At 41.1% G+C, this 18,085-nt stretch carries 18 protein-coding genes; 14 read left to right on the forward strand and 4 right to left on the reverse strand.

Going from position 1 to position 18,085, the window contains the following annotated elements; all coding sequences use genetic code 11:
• Positions 1–71: 71 nt before the first annotated feature.
• Positions 72–359: a co-chaperone YbbN gene (locus RDQ32_RS05200; RefSeq protein WP_242650891.1), complete on the reverse strand. Its 288-nt coding sequence runs from the start codon at positions 357–359 to the stop codon at positions 72–74.
• 107 nt (positions 360–466) lie between these two features.
• Positions 467–1,786, reverse strand: a complete 1,320-nt coding sequence (locus RDQ32_RS05205) for an L-serine ammonia-lyase, iron-sulfur-dependent, subunit alpha (protein ID WP_308579376.1) — start codon at positions 1,784–1,786, stop codon at positions 467–469.
• Between the two features lie 200 nt (positions 1,787–1,986).
• Here RDQ32_RS05205 and RDQ32_RS05210 point away from each other — a divergent pair, with 200 nt between their 5' ends.
• The 7 genes from RDQ32_RS05210 (at position 1,987) to RDQ32_RS05240 (ending at position 8,737) form a co-directional block, all read left to right on the forward strand.
• On the forward strand, positions 1,987–3,138 hold the full coding sequence (locus RDQ32_RS05210; protein ID WP_308579377.1) for a low temperature requirement protein A: 1,152 nt from the start codon (positions 1,987–1,989) through the stop codon (positions 3,136–3,138).
• 137 nt (positions 3,139–3,275) lie between these two features.
• Positions 3,276–4,565: an ATP-binding protein gene (locus RDQ32_RS05215; protein ID WP_308579378.1), complete on the forward strand. Its 1,290-nt coding sequence runs from the start codon at positions 3,276–3,278 to the stop codon at positions 4,563–4,565.
• A 164-nt stretch (positions 4,566–4,729) separates the two neighbouring features.
• On the forward strand, positions 4,730–5,197 hold the full coding sequence (locus RDQ32_RS05220; protein WP_007157323.1) for a hypothetical protein: 468 nt from the start codon (positions 4,730–4,732) through the stop codon (positions 5,195–5,197).
• Positions 5,198–5,483: 286 nt separating this feature from the next.
• A complete protein-coding gene (locus RDQ32_RS05225; protein WP_007157322.1) occupies positions 5,484–6,089 on the forward strand; it encodes a TetR/AcrR family transcriptional regulator in 606 nt (201 codons plus the stop codon).
• Positions 6,086–7,033 (forward strand): type II CAAX endopeptidase family protein, encoded by a 948-nt coding sequence (locus RDQ32_RS05230; protein ID WP_308579379.1) that lies wholly within the window; start codon positions 6,086–6,088, stop codon positions 7,031–7,033. Before RDQ32_RS05225 ends, RDQ32_RS05230 begins: the two co-directional genes overlap by 4 nt.
• Position 7,034: 1 nt before the next feature.
• Positions 7,035–8,264 carry an MFS transporter gene (locus tag RDQ32_RS05235; RefSeq protein ID WP_007157320.1) on the forward strand — a complete coding sequence of 410 codons (1,230 nt, stop codon included), beginning with the start codon at positions 7,035–7,037 and terminating at the stop codon, positions 8,262–8,264.
• A 77-nt stretch (positions 8,265–8,341) separates the two neighbouring features.
• On the forward strand, positions 8,342–8,737 hold the full coding sequence (locus RDQ32_RS05240; protein ID WP_308579380.1) for a hypothetical protein: 396 nt from the start codon (positions 8,342–8,344) through the stop codon (positions 8,735–8,737).
• On the opposite strand, the gene RDQ32_RS05245 is transcribed toward RDQ32_RS05240, so the two are convergent.
• The gene (locus RDQ32_RS05245; protein ID WP_308579381.1) at positions 8,734–9,360 is read right to left on the reverse strand and encodes a TetR/AcrR family transcriptional regulator; all 627 of its coding nucleotides are present in this window, start codon (positions 9,358–9,360) and stop codon (positions 8,734–8,736) included. The genes RDQ32_RS05240 and RDQ32_RS05245 overlap by 4 nt on opposite strands.
• Before the next feature lie 126 nt (positions 9,361–9,486).
• Between RDQ32_RS05245 and RDQ32_RS05250 the strand changes: the two genes are divergently transcribed.
• The 6 genes from RDQ32_RS05250 (at position 9,487) to RDQ32_RS05275 (ending at position 14,850) form a co-directional block, all read left to right on the forward strand.
• Positions 9,487–10,155, forward strand: coding sequence for a flavodoxin family protein (locus RDQ32_RS05250; protein WP_308579382.1), 669 nt, complete (start codon positions 9,487–9,489; stop codon positions 10,153–10,155).
• A 157-nt stretch (positions 10,156–10,312) separates the two neighbouring features.
• Positions 10,313–10,576: a SemiSWEET family transporter gene (locus tag RDQ32_RS05255; RefSeq protein ID WP_308579383.1), complete on the forward strand. Its 264-nt coding sequence runs from the start codon at positions 10,313–10,315 to the stop codon at positions 10,574–10,576.
• A gap of 257 nt (positions 10,577–10,833) precedes the next feature.
• A complete protein-coding gene (locus tag RDQ32_RS05260) occupies positions 10,834–11,445 on the forward strand; it encodes a helix-turn-helix transcriptional regulator (protein WP_308579384.1) in 612 nt (203 codons plus the stop codon).
• A gap of 206 nt (positions 11,446–11,651) precedes the next feature.
• Positions 11,652–12,953 (forward strand): ATP-binding protein, encoded by a 1,302-nt coding sequence (locus RDQ32_RS05265; protein ID WP_040648838.1) that lies wholly within the window; start codon positions 11,652–11,654, stop codon positions 12,951–12,953.
• A 404-nt stretch (positions 12,954–13,357) separates the two neighbouring features.
• A complete protein-coding gene (locus RDQ32_RS05270; RefSeq protein WP_007157312.1) occupies positions 13,358–13,774 on the forward strand; it encodes a YjdF family protein in 417 nt (138 codons plus the stop codon).
• A 20-nt stretch (positions 13,775–13,794) separates the two neighbouring features.
• Complete coding sequence (locus RDQ32_RS05275; protein ID WP_308579386.1) at positions 13,795–14,850, forward strand: hypothetical protein; 1,056 nt, start codon at positions 13,795–13,797, stop codon at positions 14,848–14,850.
• A 111-nt stretch (positions 14,851–14,961) separates the two neighbouring features.
• Here the strand turns inward: RDQ32_RS05275 and RDQ32_RS05280 are convergent, their stop codons facing one another.
• The gene (locus tag RDQ32_RS05280; RefSeq protein WP_007157309.1) at positions 14,962–15,960 is read right to left on the reverse strand and encodes a WYL domain-containing protein; all 999 of its coding nucleotides are present in this window, start codon (positions 15,958–15,960) and stop codon (positions 14,962–14,964) included.
• A 511-nt stretch (positions 15,961–16,471) separates the two neighbouring features.
• On the opposite strand from RDQ32_RS05280, the gene RDQ32_RS05285 reads away from it, so the two are divergent.
• A complete protein-coding gene (locus RDQ32_RS05285; protein ID WP_308579387.1) occupies positions 16,472–17,947 on the forward strand; it encodes a DUF2828 family protein in 1,476 nt (491 codons plus the stop codon).
• Positions 17,948–18,085: the final 138 nt, after the last annotated feature.

An 18,085-nucleotide genomic window follows, 5' to 3' on the forward strand; every position in this document is an offset into this window, starting at 1 on the left:
AGTGGGCGTTCAATAGAGCTTATTCGCCCACTCCTCTTCATTGAACCTTCTCATCGCAAAGTTCTCTCCGATCATAATTCTGTTTCTCCCGCCATTTTCATGTATCGCTCCAGTCGAGCAAGCATTTTGTCCAAGCTAAAGTAGCCCGATTCTCTTGCGACTTCCGTACCATCAATCTCGGCTATAACTGTCGGAACCGATAAAATCCCTTTCTGAGCCGCCTCCTCCTGATGAACTTCAATCGGGAGATAACTATACTTCACCGTAGGATGCGCCCGCTGCCATTCCTCGAGCTTGCGTCTGATTGCTACGCAAGGCGCACAGGTCTCCGAGCCGTATTGTTTTACTTCGATTCTCATACTTTCACCATCATTTCTCATGCTTTCACCATCATTATACATCATCCTGAAGGAAAAGCTGCTCTGTTTTCCGAATGTGAAATACAGCTTTGATTCAGAAGAACAAATTATCTTAACTTCTCTTCAAAGATTTCTACAATTGTTTTCTCCGTTCCCACCATACCGGGGGATGCAATTAAGCCCATATTCCGCATGGTTTCTTCCGGGGTATTTCCATTGATACCATGTACTTTGTCAATATGGACACCCTTCATGGCAAATGCCACGGAACGGAATGCCGCATCACAGGCAGCTACACCCTTCATGGTACAACCCTGGTTTCCCCCGTCGCAGATCATTCCGGTGATGGAGGAGGCCATGTTGTTGAGAGTGTATTCCATTTGCTCCACAGTGCCACCCTTTAAGTACACTAAACCGCAGGCCATGCCGGTACCGGCGGCAATGGCACATCCGCAGAAGGCGGAGAGCCTTCCGGAGTATTCTTTGATATAGGTGCAGATGAGATAGCTCAGCATGGTTGCCCGGTAGAGCATTTCTTCACTTAAGCCATAAATCTTATAAACGCCGTATAGGGGCATGGTGGCAATGATCCCGTGGGCGCCGGAGCCGGTGATGCTCATGGCGGGCTTGTCTAAACCGATGACACGGGCTTCGATTGTGGCGTTGCAAAGAAGGGAGGCAGTCATTTGCTCGTCTGAAGAGATGACCTGCCCTCCGTTCATGGCCAGCAGCTGTCTTGCAAAAGTGGTGCGGGGATTCTTTAGAGCCTCTTCAAAAAGCTCCAGATTCACTTTATAAGCATCCTTTACGAATTCGATTTCTTTTAAGGGAACCGTATTCACATAGTCCACGAGCTCTGCCAAAGTATATCTATGGATGGAATGAATTGTCGCATTTGCTTTCGATGTGGTAGCATTAATTTCCCCCGAGGCACCATATGTATCTTCCTCATCGTTCTCTTCAGCCTCCAGCACTGTCTCCCCATTGACTACAATCTTCGTGATATTGGTATGTGTGTCACGAATCGTAAGAAGAACCTTGCTTTCTGTTGTTTCCAATGTTGCTTCCATAAAAATACGGCTGGAAATTCCGCTAAGCGCCACTGTGATTTTCCCCTCATCAATAAGCCTTTGCGCACTGACATTGTCGGCAGGCGTAACATTTGCCAGAGACTCCAGACCCTTATCAGGATTCCCGGCAACATATCCAAGGGCAGCGGCAAAAACATTTCCCACTTCTTTGGAATTGGGAATACCGCAGGTGAAGGCATTTTTATACATGCCGCTGTTCATAGCGACATTTAAGTGAAGCAGCTCGCCCTTTGCGTAGGACTTTGCTTTTGCGACACAGAAGGAAATGGCCCCGGGTTCTGTTACGCCCAGTGCCGGAACCATATCTTTTTTGATTAGTGCGCTTAATTCGTGCATATTTAGAAACCTCCCCCGCTTTTGCTTTTATTATAGCATTTTTTGAACCTTGATAGATGCCTCATCTGATGAATAAAAAGGATGAAAAAGGAAAATAAAGCATGATATAATACATCTGCTTTTCTCCGAAATGTAAGTTTCTACGAGAAAAAAGCTGTTTATAAAAGAAGAAAGCAAAAGTAAGGAAATGTGAGGGTGGTATGGGAGAGAAAATAATAGAAGAAGCGAAGAAGGTTAATCTTACCGAGCTGTTTTATGATTTGGTTTTTGTCTTTGGGATTTCTAAGATTACCCATTTCTTAGAAAGTCTGAATGAGGGAATCTTTAGTTTAAAAGAGATTATCATTTATACTGTTGTTTTTGTTTGTTTCATCAGCGTATGGAATGTGCAGACCGTGTATATGAACCGCTATGGAAAACATAATCTTTTGCATATCATCATTATGACGGTTTTCCAAATGCCGGCTTTAGTCTTTATGGCGGCAAATGTCAGTTCCGATATGGAGGAAAGCTGGACAGCCTTTACACTGGCGCTTCTATGGATTGTTGTCATACAATTTCTGCAATATATCTACGCTTATATGCAAAACAAGAATAGTGAAAAGGATCGAAAACTGATTCGGGATTTTTTTCAGCTTCTTTTTGTGGGCATGATTAGTATTATAGTCAGCTTGTTTTTGTCAGGAATCGGACGCATCTTATTAACCGGTTTTGGCTTTATTGTAATCATACTGGGTGCTATTTTCTTTCGAAAAGATATGGCTAGAGTACCCATTAATATGCCACACCTTATAGAAAGATTAACACTCCTTACTATTATTACCCTTGGGGAAATGCTGATAGCCGCAGCGGATTTCTTTGAAATAGAGAAATTCTCGGTTTACTCTGTTTTCATTCTGTTTCAGGTGGTGGCATTATTTTTGTTCTACATCACGGAATTTGACCATGCCATTGAGGAGAATCTTCCTTGTCAAAGCGGGGTAGGACTGATTTACAATCATTATTTTGTGTGGTTCGGTTTAAATCTTTGTACGATTGACCTGGATTATGCTAATGGTGCCATGGGCATTGCCCGAGTGATTATGATGTTTTTAGGATTATTCCTCTTTTATCTTGGTGTGTTTAACAATGCGCATTTAAATAAAAAGAGCCACAAATTGGATAAAAAACTGATGATTCCTTTTGTGCTTGTTTATCTATTAGGCCTTGGCAGTTCCTTCATATTCCAGTCCAATGTTCCGGTGATTACAGTCCTTTGTACCCTGACGATTGTTTTGGAAACCGTACTCTTTGTATCTTTCGTAATACGACGTTTTCCGAAAGAAATCAGAAAAGAAATGATTGGACCGTAAAGGAAAAGAATATGTTCCATTTTAGAAAAGTGGTACAAGTACCTAAAATCTAAAATGAGCTCTTGACTATTTCCTTTCTATTACGCATACTTTAGAAAAGTGGTACAAGTACCCAAAATCTAAAATGGAGCTGAGATATGGAAATTAAAAGAGATAGATATCTTAACAAACTGATTGCAAAAAAGAATAACGGATTAATAAAAGTAATTACAGGCATTCGACGAAGCGGAAAATCCTATTTACTTTTTGAGCTTTATTATAAGTATTTGCTGTCTATAGGGATAACGGAGAATCATATTATAAGAATCCCACTGGATGATATTGAATTTGAAAAATATTGCGATGCATATAAATTGTATGAATATATAAAAAGTCGGATTTCAGATTTAACACAGCAATATTATGTGTTCATTGATGAAGCCCAGTATGCAATTACGAAAGAAGAAATGAGAAATCCTGATGTGCCAATTCGATTATATGGCGTATTGAATTCGCTACTTAGGAAAAATAACGTGGATGTTTATATTACAGGGAGTAATTCTAAGTTTTTATCTACAGATATTATGACCGAGTTCAGAGGACGTGGAGACGAGATCCGTATATCGCCTTTGGCATTTTCCGAGTTCTATCCCGCATGCGGAAAGGAAAAGGCTGATGCATGGCAGGAATACTTATATTTTGGAGGCCTTCCACATATCTTGTCGGAAGCTGATTATGAGGCAAAAAGCAATTATTTAAGCAGATTACATCGAGAAATTTATATGCGTGATTTATGTGATAGATATGATATTCTCGATAGAACAGGTATGGAATCTCTAATGAAAGTCATTTCATCAGCCATAGGTTCATTATCCAATCCCCAAAAAATTGCGGATACATTTAAGAGTAGTGGTGAAAAAGTAATATCCATGCCGACAATCTCAAATTATCTCAAATATTTGGAAGAAAGCTTCTTAGTATCCAAGGTAGAGCGTTACGATATAAAAGGAAGAAAGTATATCAGTACACCATTCAAATATTACTATATGGATTTAGGACTCAGAAATGCGCTACTTAATTTCCGACAGTTTGAAGAGCCCCATCTTATGGAAAATGCCATCTATAACGAACTCATTTACAGAGGATTTAATGTTGATGTCGGTGTGGTAGAGGTTAGAAAAGATGATAATGGTAAAAAAATTAGAAAAAAGTTGGAGGTCGACTTCGTTGTAAATCATGCCAGTCGGCGTTATTATATACAGTCTGCATTTGCGCTTAGGGATCAAGAAAAAATCGAGCAAGAACAGGCATCTCTACTAAATATTCCTGATTCCTTTAAAAAAATCATTATTTCAGGGAGCAATACACCTATCTGGAGAAATGAAGCGGGCATTACTTTTATAGGTCTCTTTGACTTTATGTTGAATGAAAATAGTCTTGAATTTTGATATGGAGAATTTAAATCCGTAAATATCCGCTTTGTTTCCTTGGTGGTCGGCTTGACATTCGATGCCATGAATTTATAATGAATTTTGGATTTATTAAAGAAGAATTTTCTTCTTTTAGCCTCTGGTTTTGTCGCTAAATGAGGAAAAATTGTAGGAGGAAAACCATGGGACTCTTAGACATTGTGAAGAAATTAGCTACAGGAGCTTCCGATGAGGACAATCGGAAAAACAAAGCAAGGATGCGGGAAATCTTTAATTCGCTGGTAGAAGGCGGAGACGACTACAAATTAATTTATTGTCACTTGGAGAACTACAACGATGTAGTTGTGGCTAGCGTCACGATTCACAGCAATTTCATCGTAGGCTATAAGCCCGGAGAAGTTGTTGTGATTCAGGTCAGTCCGGATTTGACGGAATATGGAGAGGCAGAGGTCTTCAACAAGGAAAATGGCGGTCAAGTCGCCGCTTCCTGGACAGGGTTTTGTTCGGTAGCGAAGGAAGGAAAAATGTATCAGCTTGAGCCGATTACCTATTCGCCCGGCATTAATAGGGGAGCGAAGTATTGTGTGGCGGTAACGCAGTCCGGTGAAGAAGTCTCAGCCTTTCATAAGTTTTGTAAAGCAGGCTTCTAAAGAAAGGATTCTAAAGAATATAAAGCAAAAGAGTATTTGACAAGGCAGGCACTTGCATTTTTGCAGGTGCTTTTTTTGATTTTCAAATTTCCAAAGAATTAAGTTTTAAAAAAATGCGTTTCAAACAAATTATCGACTAATAGTCGAAAAAACTTGACAGCTGATTTTTTCTGTTTTATCATGAAAACCGACCAGTGGTCGAAAATATCAAATAGGAGCAAAAGCTCAAATATGGAGCTCGGAGCAGATATGAAAATCGGGTCGGATATAAAAAACGGAGGCGGATATGAAAAAAGGGGAACAAAGAAAACAGGAACTGTTAAAGCTTGCCTATCGCATGTTCATAGAAAAAGGCTATGAGAATACCAGCATTGACGAGATTGTGGCCAAGGCGGGCATTGCAAAAGGCACTTACTATTATTATTTTGCAAGCAAAGAGGCAACGCTGGAAGCGGTTATTGAAATGATGATAGAGAAGGATAGTGCCGTGGCCAAAGAGCTTCTTCAGGCACCGCTTTCCATACCCGAAAAATTGGTTTCGGTTGTAAATGCCTTTCGTCCGGAGAAAGAGGAAGTGGTGATTACGGATGTTCTGGAAAGAAAAGAAAATATCGTCATGCACGATAAAATCTGCAAGAAAATTGTAGAGGTGGCGGTGCCGATTCTGGCAGAGATTGTTCAAGAAGGAATAGCACAGGGGATATTTTCGTGTACGCATATTGAAGAGCGAGTGAAGATGCTCCTTGTTACGAGTCAGCATATGTTCGATTACGGAAATTTTGGTGAAAAAGATGTAGAGGTGTATATCGATATGCTGGAGAAGTCTCTGGGTGCAAAATCCGGAACCATGCAATTTATCAGCCAGGTCTTAGTAGAGGGGGCAAAGGAATGAGCAAGGGAATGAGCGAGATAATGAGCAAGGGGATAAGCAAAGCGCAGAATAAAGCGCAGAATAAAGCGCAGAACAAAGCACAGAACAAAGAACAGTTCATGCTGGATAAAGATGAATATCGATATAGACCGTGGTTATTCTTTCTCTGTGCGTATTTTTTCACATGGATATTCTGGATACCGGCAATCTTTGTTTCCGAAGATAAGGGTGCGTTATTGATGCTGCTTGGTCTCCTTGCACCGGCAGTGGTCTCCACTGTATTTGTACTTGTATCCGGCTGTGAAGAGTTGAAGAGAGATCTTAAGGAAAAGATTATAGGCTTTTATAAAGTGAAGTGGATGAATGTGTTTTGGGCAGTGGTTCTTTATGCACTGATTATTGTGTTTTCTATACTTTTATCCCTTTTATTTGGACAATCTTTAAAGCAGTTTTCCTTTACGGAAGATTTTTCCTTTACCGGAGTGGGAATAGGATCTGCTTTTGTGACCATTACACTGGCTTCGATTATTGAAGAAGTAGGCTGGAAGGGATATTGTGAAGACTCCATAGGGCAATATATGGACTGGTTTATTGAATCTCTGATTTTTGGAATCTTGTGGTCATTCTGGCATTTTCCCCTGCTTTTTATCAAGGGGACATATCAGGCAGGGCTTATGGTTAATCCCTTGTTTGTCATTAATTTCTTCGTGGGTGCCATACTTATGGGATATATCATCACTTGGGTGTATCTGGTCAGTGACCGCTCCATTCTGGCCTGCATGGTATTCCATTTGTTTGTAAACTTCATGCAGGAAAAAATCGCGATGACGGCGGAGACAAAGTGTGTGGAAACCATTGTGATTTTCATTGTAACGGCGATTATTGTACTACTGAATAAGAAAATGTTTTTTGGAACGGAGCACGTTGGAAGACTCTTGAAAACACGATTTGGGGAGGGAAATTAAGATGAGTTCCGGAATGAAAAAGTTCCTCCTTCTTTGGATTGGGGAGCTCATATCGTCTATAGGTGGCGGACTCACTTCTTTTGGACTTGGGGTTTATGTCTTTCAAAAAACAGGCAGTGCGGCAGGAATGGCATTGGTGACTTTACTTGGATTTCTGCCTACCCTTCTTTTTACTGTTCCGGCAGGAGTGTTGGCTGACCGTTACGATAGAAGAGTTCTGATGATGATTGGAGACGGTTTTTCAGGACTTGGCATCCTTTACATTTTCCTCTGCATGCTACGAGGAGAAGCGAACCTCGTTCAGATATGTATAGGCGTGTTCATCAGTGCCATATTTTCTTCCCTTTTAGATCCTTCTTACAGAGCAACGATCACGGATTTATTATCCAAGGAGGAGTTTTCCAAAGCCTCCGGATTAGTGTCTTTGGCAGGAAGTGCCAGATATCTGTTCTCGCCCGTTATAGCAGGCCTATTGCTGGCATATCATGACATTTCCCTGTTGCTGCTCATTGATGTATCTACCTTCTTTGTTACGATTACAACGACCTTTATTGTAAGGCGAGGAATAAAAGCAAAACAGCCCACAGAGAAGCAGTCATTTTTGGAAAGTATGAAAGAAGGCTGGAGAGCAATCCACATAGAGAAAGGCGTTTTTGTGCTTGTCCTGTGTTCTTCTCTGATTACCCTGTTTCTTGGGACTTTGCAAATTCTTGTTGAGCCGATGATTCTTTCTTTTTCAGACTCCAAGGTGCTGGGCATTGTAGAAACCCTATGTGCAAGTGGGATGCTTGTATCGGGAATACTTCTCGGAGGTTTCGGCATTAAGAAAGAATATGGAAAAGTTCTTCAAATCTCCTTTTTTATGGCGGGAATCTTTATGATTGGCATGTCAATATTTGAAAATCTGGTCAGCATCGGTATATTTGGTTTCTTTTTCTTTGCTACCTTGCCTCTTTGCAACAACTGCATGGATTATCTTTGCAGGACAAATATACCGGATGCTTTACAGGGTAGAGCTTGGGGATTTATAGGCTTTCTCTCGCAGCTAGGCTATGTTATTGCCTATGCAGTTTCCGGCTTAGCCGCAGATGGTCTCGGTAGTCTGGGCGGAATGGGTGTCGGGCGGGGAGCTGCGATGATGATTGGAATTTCTGGCGTCTTGCTTTCCCTTGTGGCAGTTACACTCCTTCGTTTTCCGGCTATCAAAGAACTGGAAAAGAGAACGGAATAGAGGAATCGGAGTGTGTAATGGTAATGTGTAATTTACGGAAGCTAAAGGCAATCTATGAATTTAAGGAGGCTAAGTCAATGCATCAGAAAAAAATGAATCTTTTCCTGCGTGTGCTGTTTATCATTCTTATCATAGCGATATCCGGTGCGGCAATACTACAGATTTTTGCACCGGAATATATGGGAAGGCACGCCGCGTATGGCATTTCTATAGGATGGCAGAGAGAAATCGGCTTTTGGAATATTGCCGTTTTGGTCATATTGATTACGGCATATAGGCACTACAATTGGACCTATCTAAAGTCCATTTTACTTGCTCTGATCCTTGGAGGAATCGGTATCGGAAGCAATCATTTTGTCCATTATCTTAAAGTGCATCAAATTGTAAATTTAATCGGTGCTGTGGAGAATTATCTTCTGGTTCTTGCTTGGATAATAGGATGGAAAATAGAAGAGAGGAGGCAGAATCCCTAGACGCTTATCCGCTTCAAATATTTTTTCAATGTCTCTTGAATGCTGTCCAAAGAATCCACCATTCCCCGGTCAATCCATTTGAAAAGCACATTCCAGATGGCTCCCACATTAAAGGCAATGAGGTAGTCCGGCTCCAGTTCCCCCATAAGCTTTACAAATGGGTTGCTGCTCATATCCTCTGTTTTGCTGTATTCCGGAAGAAATTCATTTAAACGAAGCAGGAGCAGATACAGCATTTTACTTTTGTGCAGTAAGGAAAGAAGGTCTTTGTTTTTATCGCAGAAGGAGAAAATCACGGAGAGTGGATTGGTAATAGTGTCAACCTTTCCGGTCGTATCAACAGAGATAGCTTCATCAAGATATTTAGTTCCGGCAGGATTATTTTTTTCATTTGCCTTGGAAAGTGCCGCAGTATATTCCCCGATTAATTCGTTCAGAATGGACTCCAGTACATCGTCCTTGGAACGAAAGTTCAGGTAAAAGGTTTTTCTTGCAAAGCTTGTTTCCATAATAATCTGCTTTACGGAGATTTCTGCATAGGGATACTCTTGCATTAGCTTGAGTAAAGCTGTGGAAATTTCCTGCCTTGACCGTACAGCGGATGGATTTTGGCTTTTCTTCATAGCATACTCTCCTAAAATACACAGAAAGCAAAGATTGTGTATCTTTTTTGAAATGATTTACTTTCCTTTGATGCTACAGTACCATGCCCTTGCAAGATACACAAGTGAGTAGTTTTGGAGGAGAAAATGCAGGTTTTAATCATCAATGGGAGTCCGAGAAAAAATGGAGTGACGGCAGCAGTGCTTCATAGGATTGAAGAAAATCTTCGGGGAGCAGGTATAGAAGTGCTATTTTACAATCTGGGGGAAGTGAAAATGTCCCATTGTACCGGCTGTAACTATTGCTATAGAACAGGACATTGCTGTATGGAGGATGATGCAGAGCTACTCTCCAAAAGAATTGAAGAGGTGGACGGAATCGTTTTGGGTTCTCCAACTTACGCAAGTAATGTATCCGGATTAATGAAAGATTTTATAGATCGAGGACATTTTGTGATGGAACAACTGCTTTATAAAAAGTACTGTATTGCGGTGGCAAGCGGGGAAAATTACGGAAGTCAAGATACTTTGAAAGTTCTTAAGAATCTTGTGTTATTTTCCGGAGGAAGATTGAGCGGACAGCTTCGGATTCAAGCCGGCTTTAACGACCTTGAGGGAATGATAAGGAAGAGAAAAGGGGAGATTGATTATGTATCGCAAAGCTTTATCAGGGCAATAAAACGTAGGCAATACTATCCTATTCAGAGCATAATTCATTTTTTTATTTTCCATCTGGGAATCAAGCCCTTTGTAAAGAAAAAAGGCACGTTATATCAAGGGATTAGGGGAAAATGGAGTAAATTGGGAATTACCTGAATAAAGGAGATTTTTGCATTGCATGCAGAGAATCTATAAAAAAATATTTGACAAAAAGCAAAAATTCCTTATAATTGACAAGGCGTCAGTTGCAAAAGGAACTAATTGACATTTTTTAGCAACTTTACGACAAGTATCAATTGAAAGGAGTCAGCAGATGTCTAAGCAAAAAATCAATCTTTTTGTAGGTTCTATTGGAGCGTTTATCGGTATTTTTGTTTTTATTGCTTACATTCCCCAGATTTTCGCAAACTTGCAGGGAGACAAAGCTCAACCTTTTCAGCCGCTATTTGCAGCAGTTTCTTGCCTGATTTGGGTTATTTACGGATGGACTAAGGAACCGAAAAAGGATTGGATTCTTATTGTTCCTAACTCCGCGGGAGTAATTTTAGGAGGATTAACTTTCCTTACTGCATTATAAACCCATGTAATGGCTATAAGAGCCGGCGACTTCTTTAGGAAGTCTGCCGGTTTTTTATTTATAACGAGTATCGCTCGCAAAGCGTGTGGTATCTCGTTACTTGCCATTCCGGTGGAATAAGTTTAAATAAGGGAAGAAGCTGAATATAGAGAAGAATTTAGACTCAACCGCCGGTGGAATAGGTAGAACTCAACCGCCGGTTCCTGTCATTTTTGGCGGTTTCCTGTAAGCTTATGCCGTGAAAGGAGGTGTCTGATATGGATCAAATCAAAATCGGAAAATTTATAGCATCTTGCAGAAAGGAAGAGGGCATGACCCAGGCAGAGCTTGCGGAAAAGCTTGGTATCAGTGACCGAGCGGTATCCAAATGGGAAACCGGAAAGTCTATGCCGGATTCCGGGATTATGCTGGAGCTTTGCGGATTTCTGAAAATCAACGTAAACGAACTCCTGTCGGGCGAAAGAATCATGGCAGAATTCTATAGTAAACAAGTAGAAGAGAATCTTCTCGCAATGAGACGAGAAGTGGAGGAAAGGGACAGGAGAGCCCTTAAGCTGGAATACTGGATGGGATTCTCGGCAGTGCTCTCCGGCTCAGTCTTAATCCTTTTGGCATCCTTCCTGGTGATGCCCTTCTGGCTGAGAATGGTACTCTCCGCCTTTGCCCTTATGATGATTTTACTGGTAAGCTTTATCGCAGTTGGCATTGAACAGAAAGCCGGGTACTATGAATGCGGGTGCTGTCATCATTGCTATGTGCCCTCTTACAGTAAGGTCATTCTATCCATGCACAAGGGTCGGGCAAGATATATGAAGTGCCCGGTCTGTGGAAGACGAAGCTGGCAGAAAAAGGTATTGGGGGAGGAATAAAATCATCTGTGGTATATAGAAATGCTTTTAACAGCGCAGTAATTCTTCTACCAAAAGCTATTATCTCATTTTAATTTTCTACGTATATTATAAAAGTGCCGTTTACGGCAAAAATGTGAAATGCATCTCTTGCGAATTCTCCAAATAATGAGTACACTATTTTATAAAACTGCCGTTTACGGCAAAAACATGAAATGGAGATCAAGATGGAAATCAATAGAGATGTGTACCTTAATCGACTTATTGTCAGGAAACACAATTGCTTCATTAAAGTGATTACCGGAATCAGACGCTGCGGGAAGTCGTATTTACTGAATACTTTATTCTATAAGCATTTACTTTCGGAAGGGGTAGGAGAGAACCACATTATCCGATTCGCCTTTGATACAGCGGAGGATTTATTAAAGATTGGAGAAGATCCCATCGTATTGGATAATGAAAAAGAAGAGCGCAAGGTGGATCCCTCCCGATTTCTTACCTGGCTGATGCCACAGATTCGTGGTGAAGGCATGTATTACCTTTTGCTGGACGAGGTGCAGAAGCTGGGAGCTTTTGAATCAGTACTGAATGGGTTCCTTCGGAAGCAAAATGTTGATGTTTACGTAACAGGCAGTAATTCCAAGTTTCTGTCAAAGGACATTTTAACTGAATTTGAGGGAAGAGGGGATGAAGTACACGTGCTGCCTTTATCTTTTTCCGAATACTATGCATTCAAAGAGGGAGATAAAAGCGAAGCCTATGATGATTACTCCGTTTACGGAGGGCTTCCGGCGGTTGTGCTGATGAATACGGAAGAGCAAAAGACCAATTATTTAATATCCCAAATGAAGAACGTGTATCTTCGGGATATCGTGGCCAGATATTCGGTACAGGATGAAAGCGCCTTGGGAGAAGTAATTGACGTCATTGCCTCAGGCATTTCCACCCTTACCAATCCAAGAAAAATTGCTGCAACGATGAATTCTGTTCATGGGATGAATATCAGTGATGCAACAGTGGATAAATACATCACCTATGGGGAAGAAGCATTTATGCTCTCGCGGGTAAAAAGATATAATGTGAAAGGGCGAAAGTATATCGGAACCCCTTATAAAATCTATTTTGAAGATTTGGGTCTTCGAAATGCCCGACTGTCATTTCGGCAGATCGAAGAAACTCATATAATGGAGAACATCATTTACAATGAATTGCGATACAGGGGCTATCAGGTAGATGTGGGAACCGTGGAATCTAGGGAAAAGGATACCAATGGGAAAGAGATTCGGGTGCAGAGGGAAATCGATTTCATTGCTACCTTAGGAAGTAAGAAGTATTATATTCAGTCTGCCTATGCCATTCCCGATAAGGAAAAGTATGAGCAGGAATGCAAATCCTTTGAGCGCACCATGGATTCCTTTAAGAAAATCATTATCGTAGAAAAAAGTATGAAGCCTCGCTATGACGAAAACGGATATCTGATGATGGGAGTTAAGGAATTTTTATTAGATGGCAATAGTTTGCTGATTTAATTCATGAAAAGTATCGTGTGAAAAGCTCAAGATACTTTTTTAATGGTATTTAACTCGAAAAATAAAGGTGGAATTCCGCCGGAATTTTTCGAGTTTGTGTTATAGGAAACAGTACGGGAGAAGCGGGAGATATCTTATTAATTGAGAATAGAGTAAAAATTTTGTCAGTTGATACAAAAGAAAAAGAAAGCATTGTCAATATATTTTTCCATCGTTATGATAGAAGGCGATGGAAGAAATTTCATCGATTATGTTATGTACACAGCAAAGATAAAAACGCAACGCATACAGAGAAGTATGCCAGAGCCGGTAGGTAGCCCGGCCGTCACAGAATCTTGTGGTAAGTAACCTTCCCCTCCGGGTTGTCCATTCTTTGTCCATAAAGCAATTTAGGAGGGACAAATATGGACAAGATGACTTGTCAAATGACAGTGCTTTTTGAAGGCGCTTTTTGGGTGGGCATTTTTGAGAAAACAGAGGGAAATCGCCTATCCGTTGCGAAGGTGACTTTCGGTGCAGAGCCCAAGGACTTGGAGGTACGTGATTTTATCTTAAAGCATTTTTATGAGCTGAAATTCAGTCCGGAAGTCAAAACGCAAGTCAAGGAAAGAAAACAGAATCCGAAAAGAGCACAAAGAGAGGTCAAAAAACAATTGCAGCGTGCTGGCATCGGGACGAAGTCGCAACAGGCGTTAAGTTTACAGCATGAAGAGAACAAACAAAAGCGTAAAGAAAAAAACAGAGAACAAAAACGCATCGAGGAAGAACGGCAATTTATGCTGAAGCAAGCGAAGAAAAAAGAAAAACACAGAGGCAGATAACGAAAATAGTGAGGAATAGCATGGCAGCTTTAAAACTAAGCCTTATACAAAAATACAAGCCGGAAAATGCATATACCTATGTGTACAGCACAGGCTTTCTTTCAGGAGAAAGAGCTCTAACGCAGGGTGCTGAAACGATAGAGGAGGAAAATGCCTTTTTTTCTCACGCGCGTCCGGAGCAAAGGGTAAGAGCACTCATTTTAACAAGGAAGGAAGAAGCCCCGGGAGCCTACTCTGTTCTAGTCCTATCCGAAACCGGCATACAAGAAATAGAGCTTGGGGAAGATTTCCTTGACCGAGAAAATGATCCGGTACTTTTTTCCTACAGGGACAACTTCGGGGTAATCAAAGCCAAGAAAGAAATTGTCTATTTTACCGGAGATTTTTCTTCGCCGGAAATTATCCCGATTAAGAATGGATTTTTGCCCTTTAGCAAAGTGCTGTCGGACAATGCAAGAGAGCGGTATTTTCAGACGGTTTCAGACGGCAGATTGGTTCCTGTCTGCTTTGAAAAGGACGTTTATTACGGTCTGTCCCGATGTTTTGCCCTTTTAGACTTTGATCCTGTAAAAAAAGAAGCCAAGTGGAAATGCTTTTCGGAAATAGAGAAAAATGCCTTTACCCACCATGATAACAGGACGAAGGACGCTCCGAAAATCGACAGTTTAAAAATGGCAAATGATGTACTTTATGCCTATACTTCGGGAGAAAGCACAGGCTCAGTGAACAAATGGGGAATGGACTATTATGCGCTGGCAAAAATTTCCCCTGAGGGCAAGGTAAAGGAAAAGCTCTTGGAGTCGGAACAGTTGAAAGCAGGCGGAAAAAAGTCCGGGGTGAACGGAACTTTCACCCATTCGGATTATCTGATTCTCACACCGCTTTTTAACAATGACGATTGGAAGGGAAAGCAGAAGCTATTTTCTCTTAATAAGCGGGAATATACGGATGTTATTATGCCAAGAGGCATGACAAAGCATAGCTTACACAACATTTGCGGAGAGCTGTGTCTCACCGCCCTGTATGATAGAGGACTGAAAGAAATCGGGCTTTGCAAAATAGAAGGGATAGAGTAGAGAGAATAAGATCAAAAAAAGAAGAGTCTTTATGTAGGATAGGTCTGAAAATGGGGGATCTAAACTCGCCCTATATTTAGGCCTGCCTTGCATAGAAAAGCCTATTGATTTTTATTCCCCCTTCTCCTTCTTCCGATATGCTTCCCATGCTTTTTTGTAAAAGATTCGCATGGACTCCCGACAATCATCCGGAGAAAGAATCACTGCCTCTTTTCCGAAGCGATGGAAATATTCTTCCAACTGTGTTTTTGGCCAGTTAAAATAAAGAGTATTTCCTTCTTTTTTTAATACATCCGGCCTGTTTTTAGTAATGAAATGAAACTTTTGCAGGCCCTTTTCCGTTAAGCGGACTTCGGCTTCAATTCCTTTGGATGTGGATTGAGGACTTCTTCCGGCAATTTCCCGGAGCTCCAGTTTTCGGCTTTCATTCGGAATGAATTTATCGGAAGAGCTATATAAGGCACGAATTCTTGAGATACGGAAGGATCTGGGTATACCGGTTTCGTTGTCTAAGCAAAGAAGATAATTACACTGCTCCTCTTTGGATGCGGCAATACAATAAGGTTGAACCGTAAAAATAACTTTTGGAGCGGAAGTGGAAGTAAAACGGATAATACTATTTTTTCGAATGGCAGTGTTTAACTCCTCAAAGATATCCTGAAAGAGAATTCTCTCACGGTCTTTTCTGGAAATAGATAGGTAGGAGCTGAAAAAGTCATTAAGATACTGGGAGAGAGAAACCCGAGAGAGCATATTATTTTCAATAGAATGCATAATGTCCAAAGAGCGTCCGCTGACCGTCAAAGTGATGGCAGCGTTTCGCTCGCTCTTGAATTCCGTATTTCGCATATAGCTGTTCATGATTTTATCCGCGATGGCATCGGCGTCTTCACGGGAAATAGAAGAAAATGCACTGAGGTCGGATAAAATAGTATCGAGGAGCCTTTCCTTTGTTTCACGATATTCATCAAAATATTGGAGCAAAAGCTCCTTTAAAAATCCATTCAGATTCACCGAGCCGTCCTTCTTATAAAAATCAAAGAGCTCCGCATCATTCAAAAGACGTAATCTCATCTCTTCCGGAATATATATTTTGTACTTCTCTGTCATAATTCCCACCTTCTTAAAAGAAAAATCTCCTAATTAAATCCCCCACAATGGACTTGTTAAATATCATAATAATAACGAAGATACAGTGTCTATACAATAAATTTGGGGTTGAAAATTATTTATATTCCTCAGCTTTTTATCTCCTAAAAATCGGTATATCATAAAGGCACGAAAGACACATACAGCAAACAATCATATTTGGAATTAGATCAAATGCGGGCGGTTAGTCCGGTGTGTCTTGTATAGCTTAGGATTATTCCATAAGCAAAGTAAAACAGTCGGAAAGATACCTACAGCAAAAAAATGTCATGGCGATATTTGGCTGAGATAGCCGGCGCGAGGCTAAGGTCCCGGAGCTTCCGGGGGCGTAGGATTGTTGGAGAATTGTACTCCAGGGGTTACTAAGGTCCGAGCGCTTTCGGGGGTGCAACTCCCCCTGCTGGAAGGGGCGAATACCCCTTACCTTACAAAGTATCTTGTGGCTGTTTCTTTTTAAAAGGAGGTAGGAGCAATGTTTTTAGAGGACTTAAGAAAAGAAGAGAATCTGACATATACGGAGAATGGCGCTCTTACAAACAGGAGCACAAACTCTTACTGTCTGGATCTTTTTGCCACCATTGGTGCTTTGCGAAATGCTGAGGACAATGAAATCATTTCCCGATTTATCAAGGCCTATACGGAAGATAACAATATGGCAATGAAGATTCTTTTCTTCGCAAGAGACATTCGAGGTGGCCTTGGAGAGAGAAGAGTGTTTCGGTCTATATGGAAGTGGCTTTCTCTTCATGAGGCGGAGTCTGTTCGAAAGAATATCACAAATGTTCCGGAGTACGGAAGATTTGATGACCTTCTTTCCCTTTTGGGCGGGCCTTGCGAAAAGGATATGCTTAGCTTCATAAAAGAGCAGTTGGATAAGGATCTTGCTGCCCTGAAAATCGGAGAGAGTGTTTCTTTACTCGCCAAATGGCTTCCTTCCGTGAATACCAGCAATAAAGACAGCGTTAAAACTGCCAAGAAGCTTGCGAAAGCTTTGGGATTTAGCGATACAGAGTATCGTAAAGTCCTTGTTTCACTGCGGGCGGAAATAAAGCTGATGGAGAATTATCTTCGGGAGAAGGATTACTCCTTTTCCTATGAGAAGCAGCCCTCTAAGGCTTTATATAAGTACAGACTGGCTTTTCTTAGAAATGACAGGGAAAGATACTCTGCCTTTTTAGAGAAGGCAGAAAAGAATCCATCTGTAATGAATACAGGAACCTTGACGCCCTATGATGTCGTAGCACCGATTATTAATAAAGATAAGGAGAGAGTAGCCATCTCCAAATGGGATCGTCGTTCTATGGACATCACCTGGAAGGCTCTTCCCGACTATACAGGAGCGGAAAATGCCCTTGCTGTAGTGGATGGATCCGCATCCATGTATTGGTACGGAGAATATATTCCTGCTGCAGTGGCACAGTCTTTGGGGATTTATTTTGCAGAGCACAACAAGGGCTGTTTCCATAATCATTTTATTACCTTTTCCGAAAATCCCAGACTGATAGAAGTTAAGGGAAAGGATATTGTAGAAAAACTTAGATACTGCATGAGCTTTAATGAATGTGCCAATACGGATTTACAGAGAACCTTTGATTTAATTCTGAATACAGCCATTCAAAACAAGGCAAAGCAGGAGGAAATTCCTGAAAAACTCTATATTATTTCGGACATGGAATTCGATTATTGTGCGAACCATGCGGAAATGACGAATTTTGAGTGCGCAAAAAAGAAGTTTGCAAAGTATGGCTACAAGCTTCCGCAAATTGTATTTTGGAACGTGGAAAGTAGAAACCTGCAACAGCCTGTCACGAAAAATGAGCAGGGAGTAGCCCTAGTGTCCGGTGCTTCTCCGCAAATCTTTTCCATGCTGTCCGAGGGGATTCTGGATCCCTATTCCTTTATGCTGGAAACGCTGTCTTCCGAACGCTACGAAAGGATTTGTGCGTAGAGAGAAGGAAGTAAAAAAGCGGAAATTGCTGAGATAGAACAGCATTTTCCGCTTTTTTTATTAATGGACTTTAGCCAGTATCAGAGCTGACATTTGAAAAATGTTAGCTCTGATACAAAAAACCACCCGCTATGCGGG

Origin of the sequence: uncultured Oribacterium sp. (genome assembly GCF_902481605.1) — a bacterium.
Lineage (GTDB): Bacteria > Bacillota > Clostridia > Lachnospirales > Lachnospiraceae > Oribacterium > Oribacterium sinus.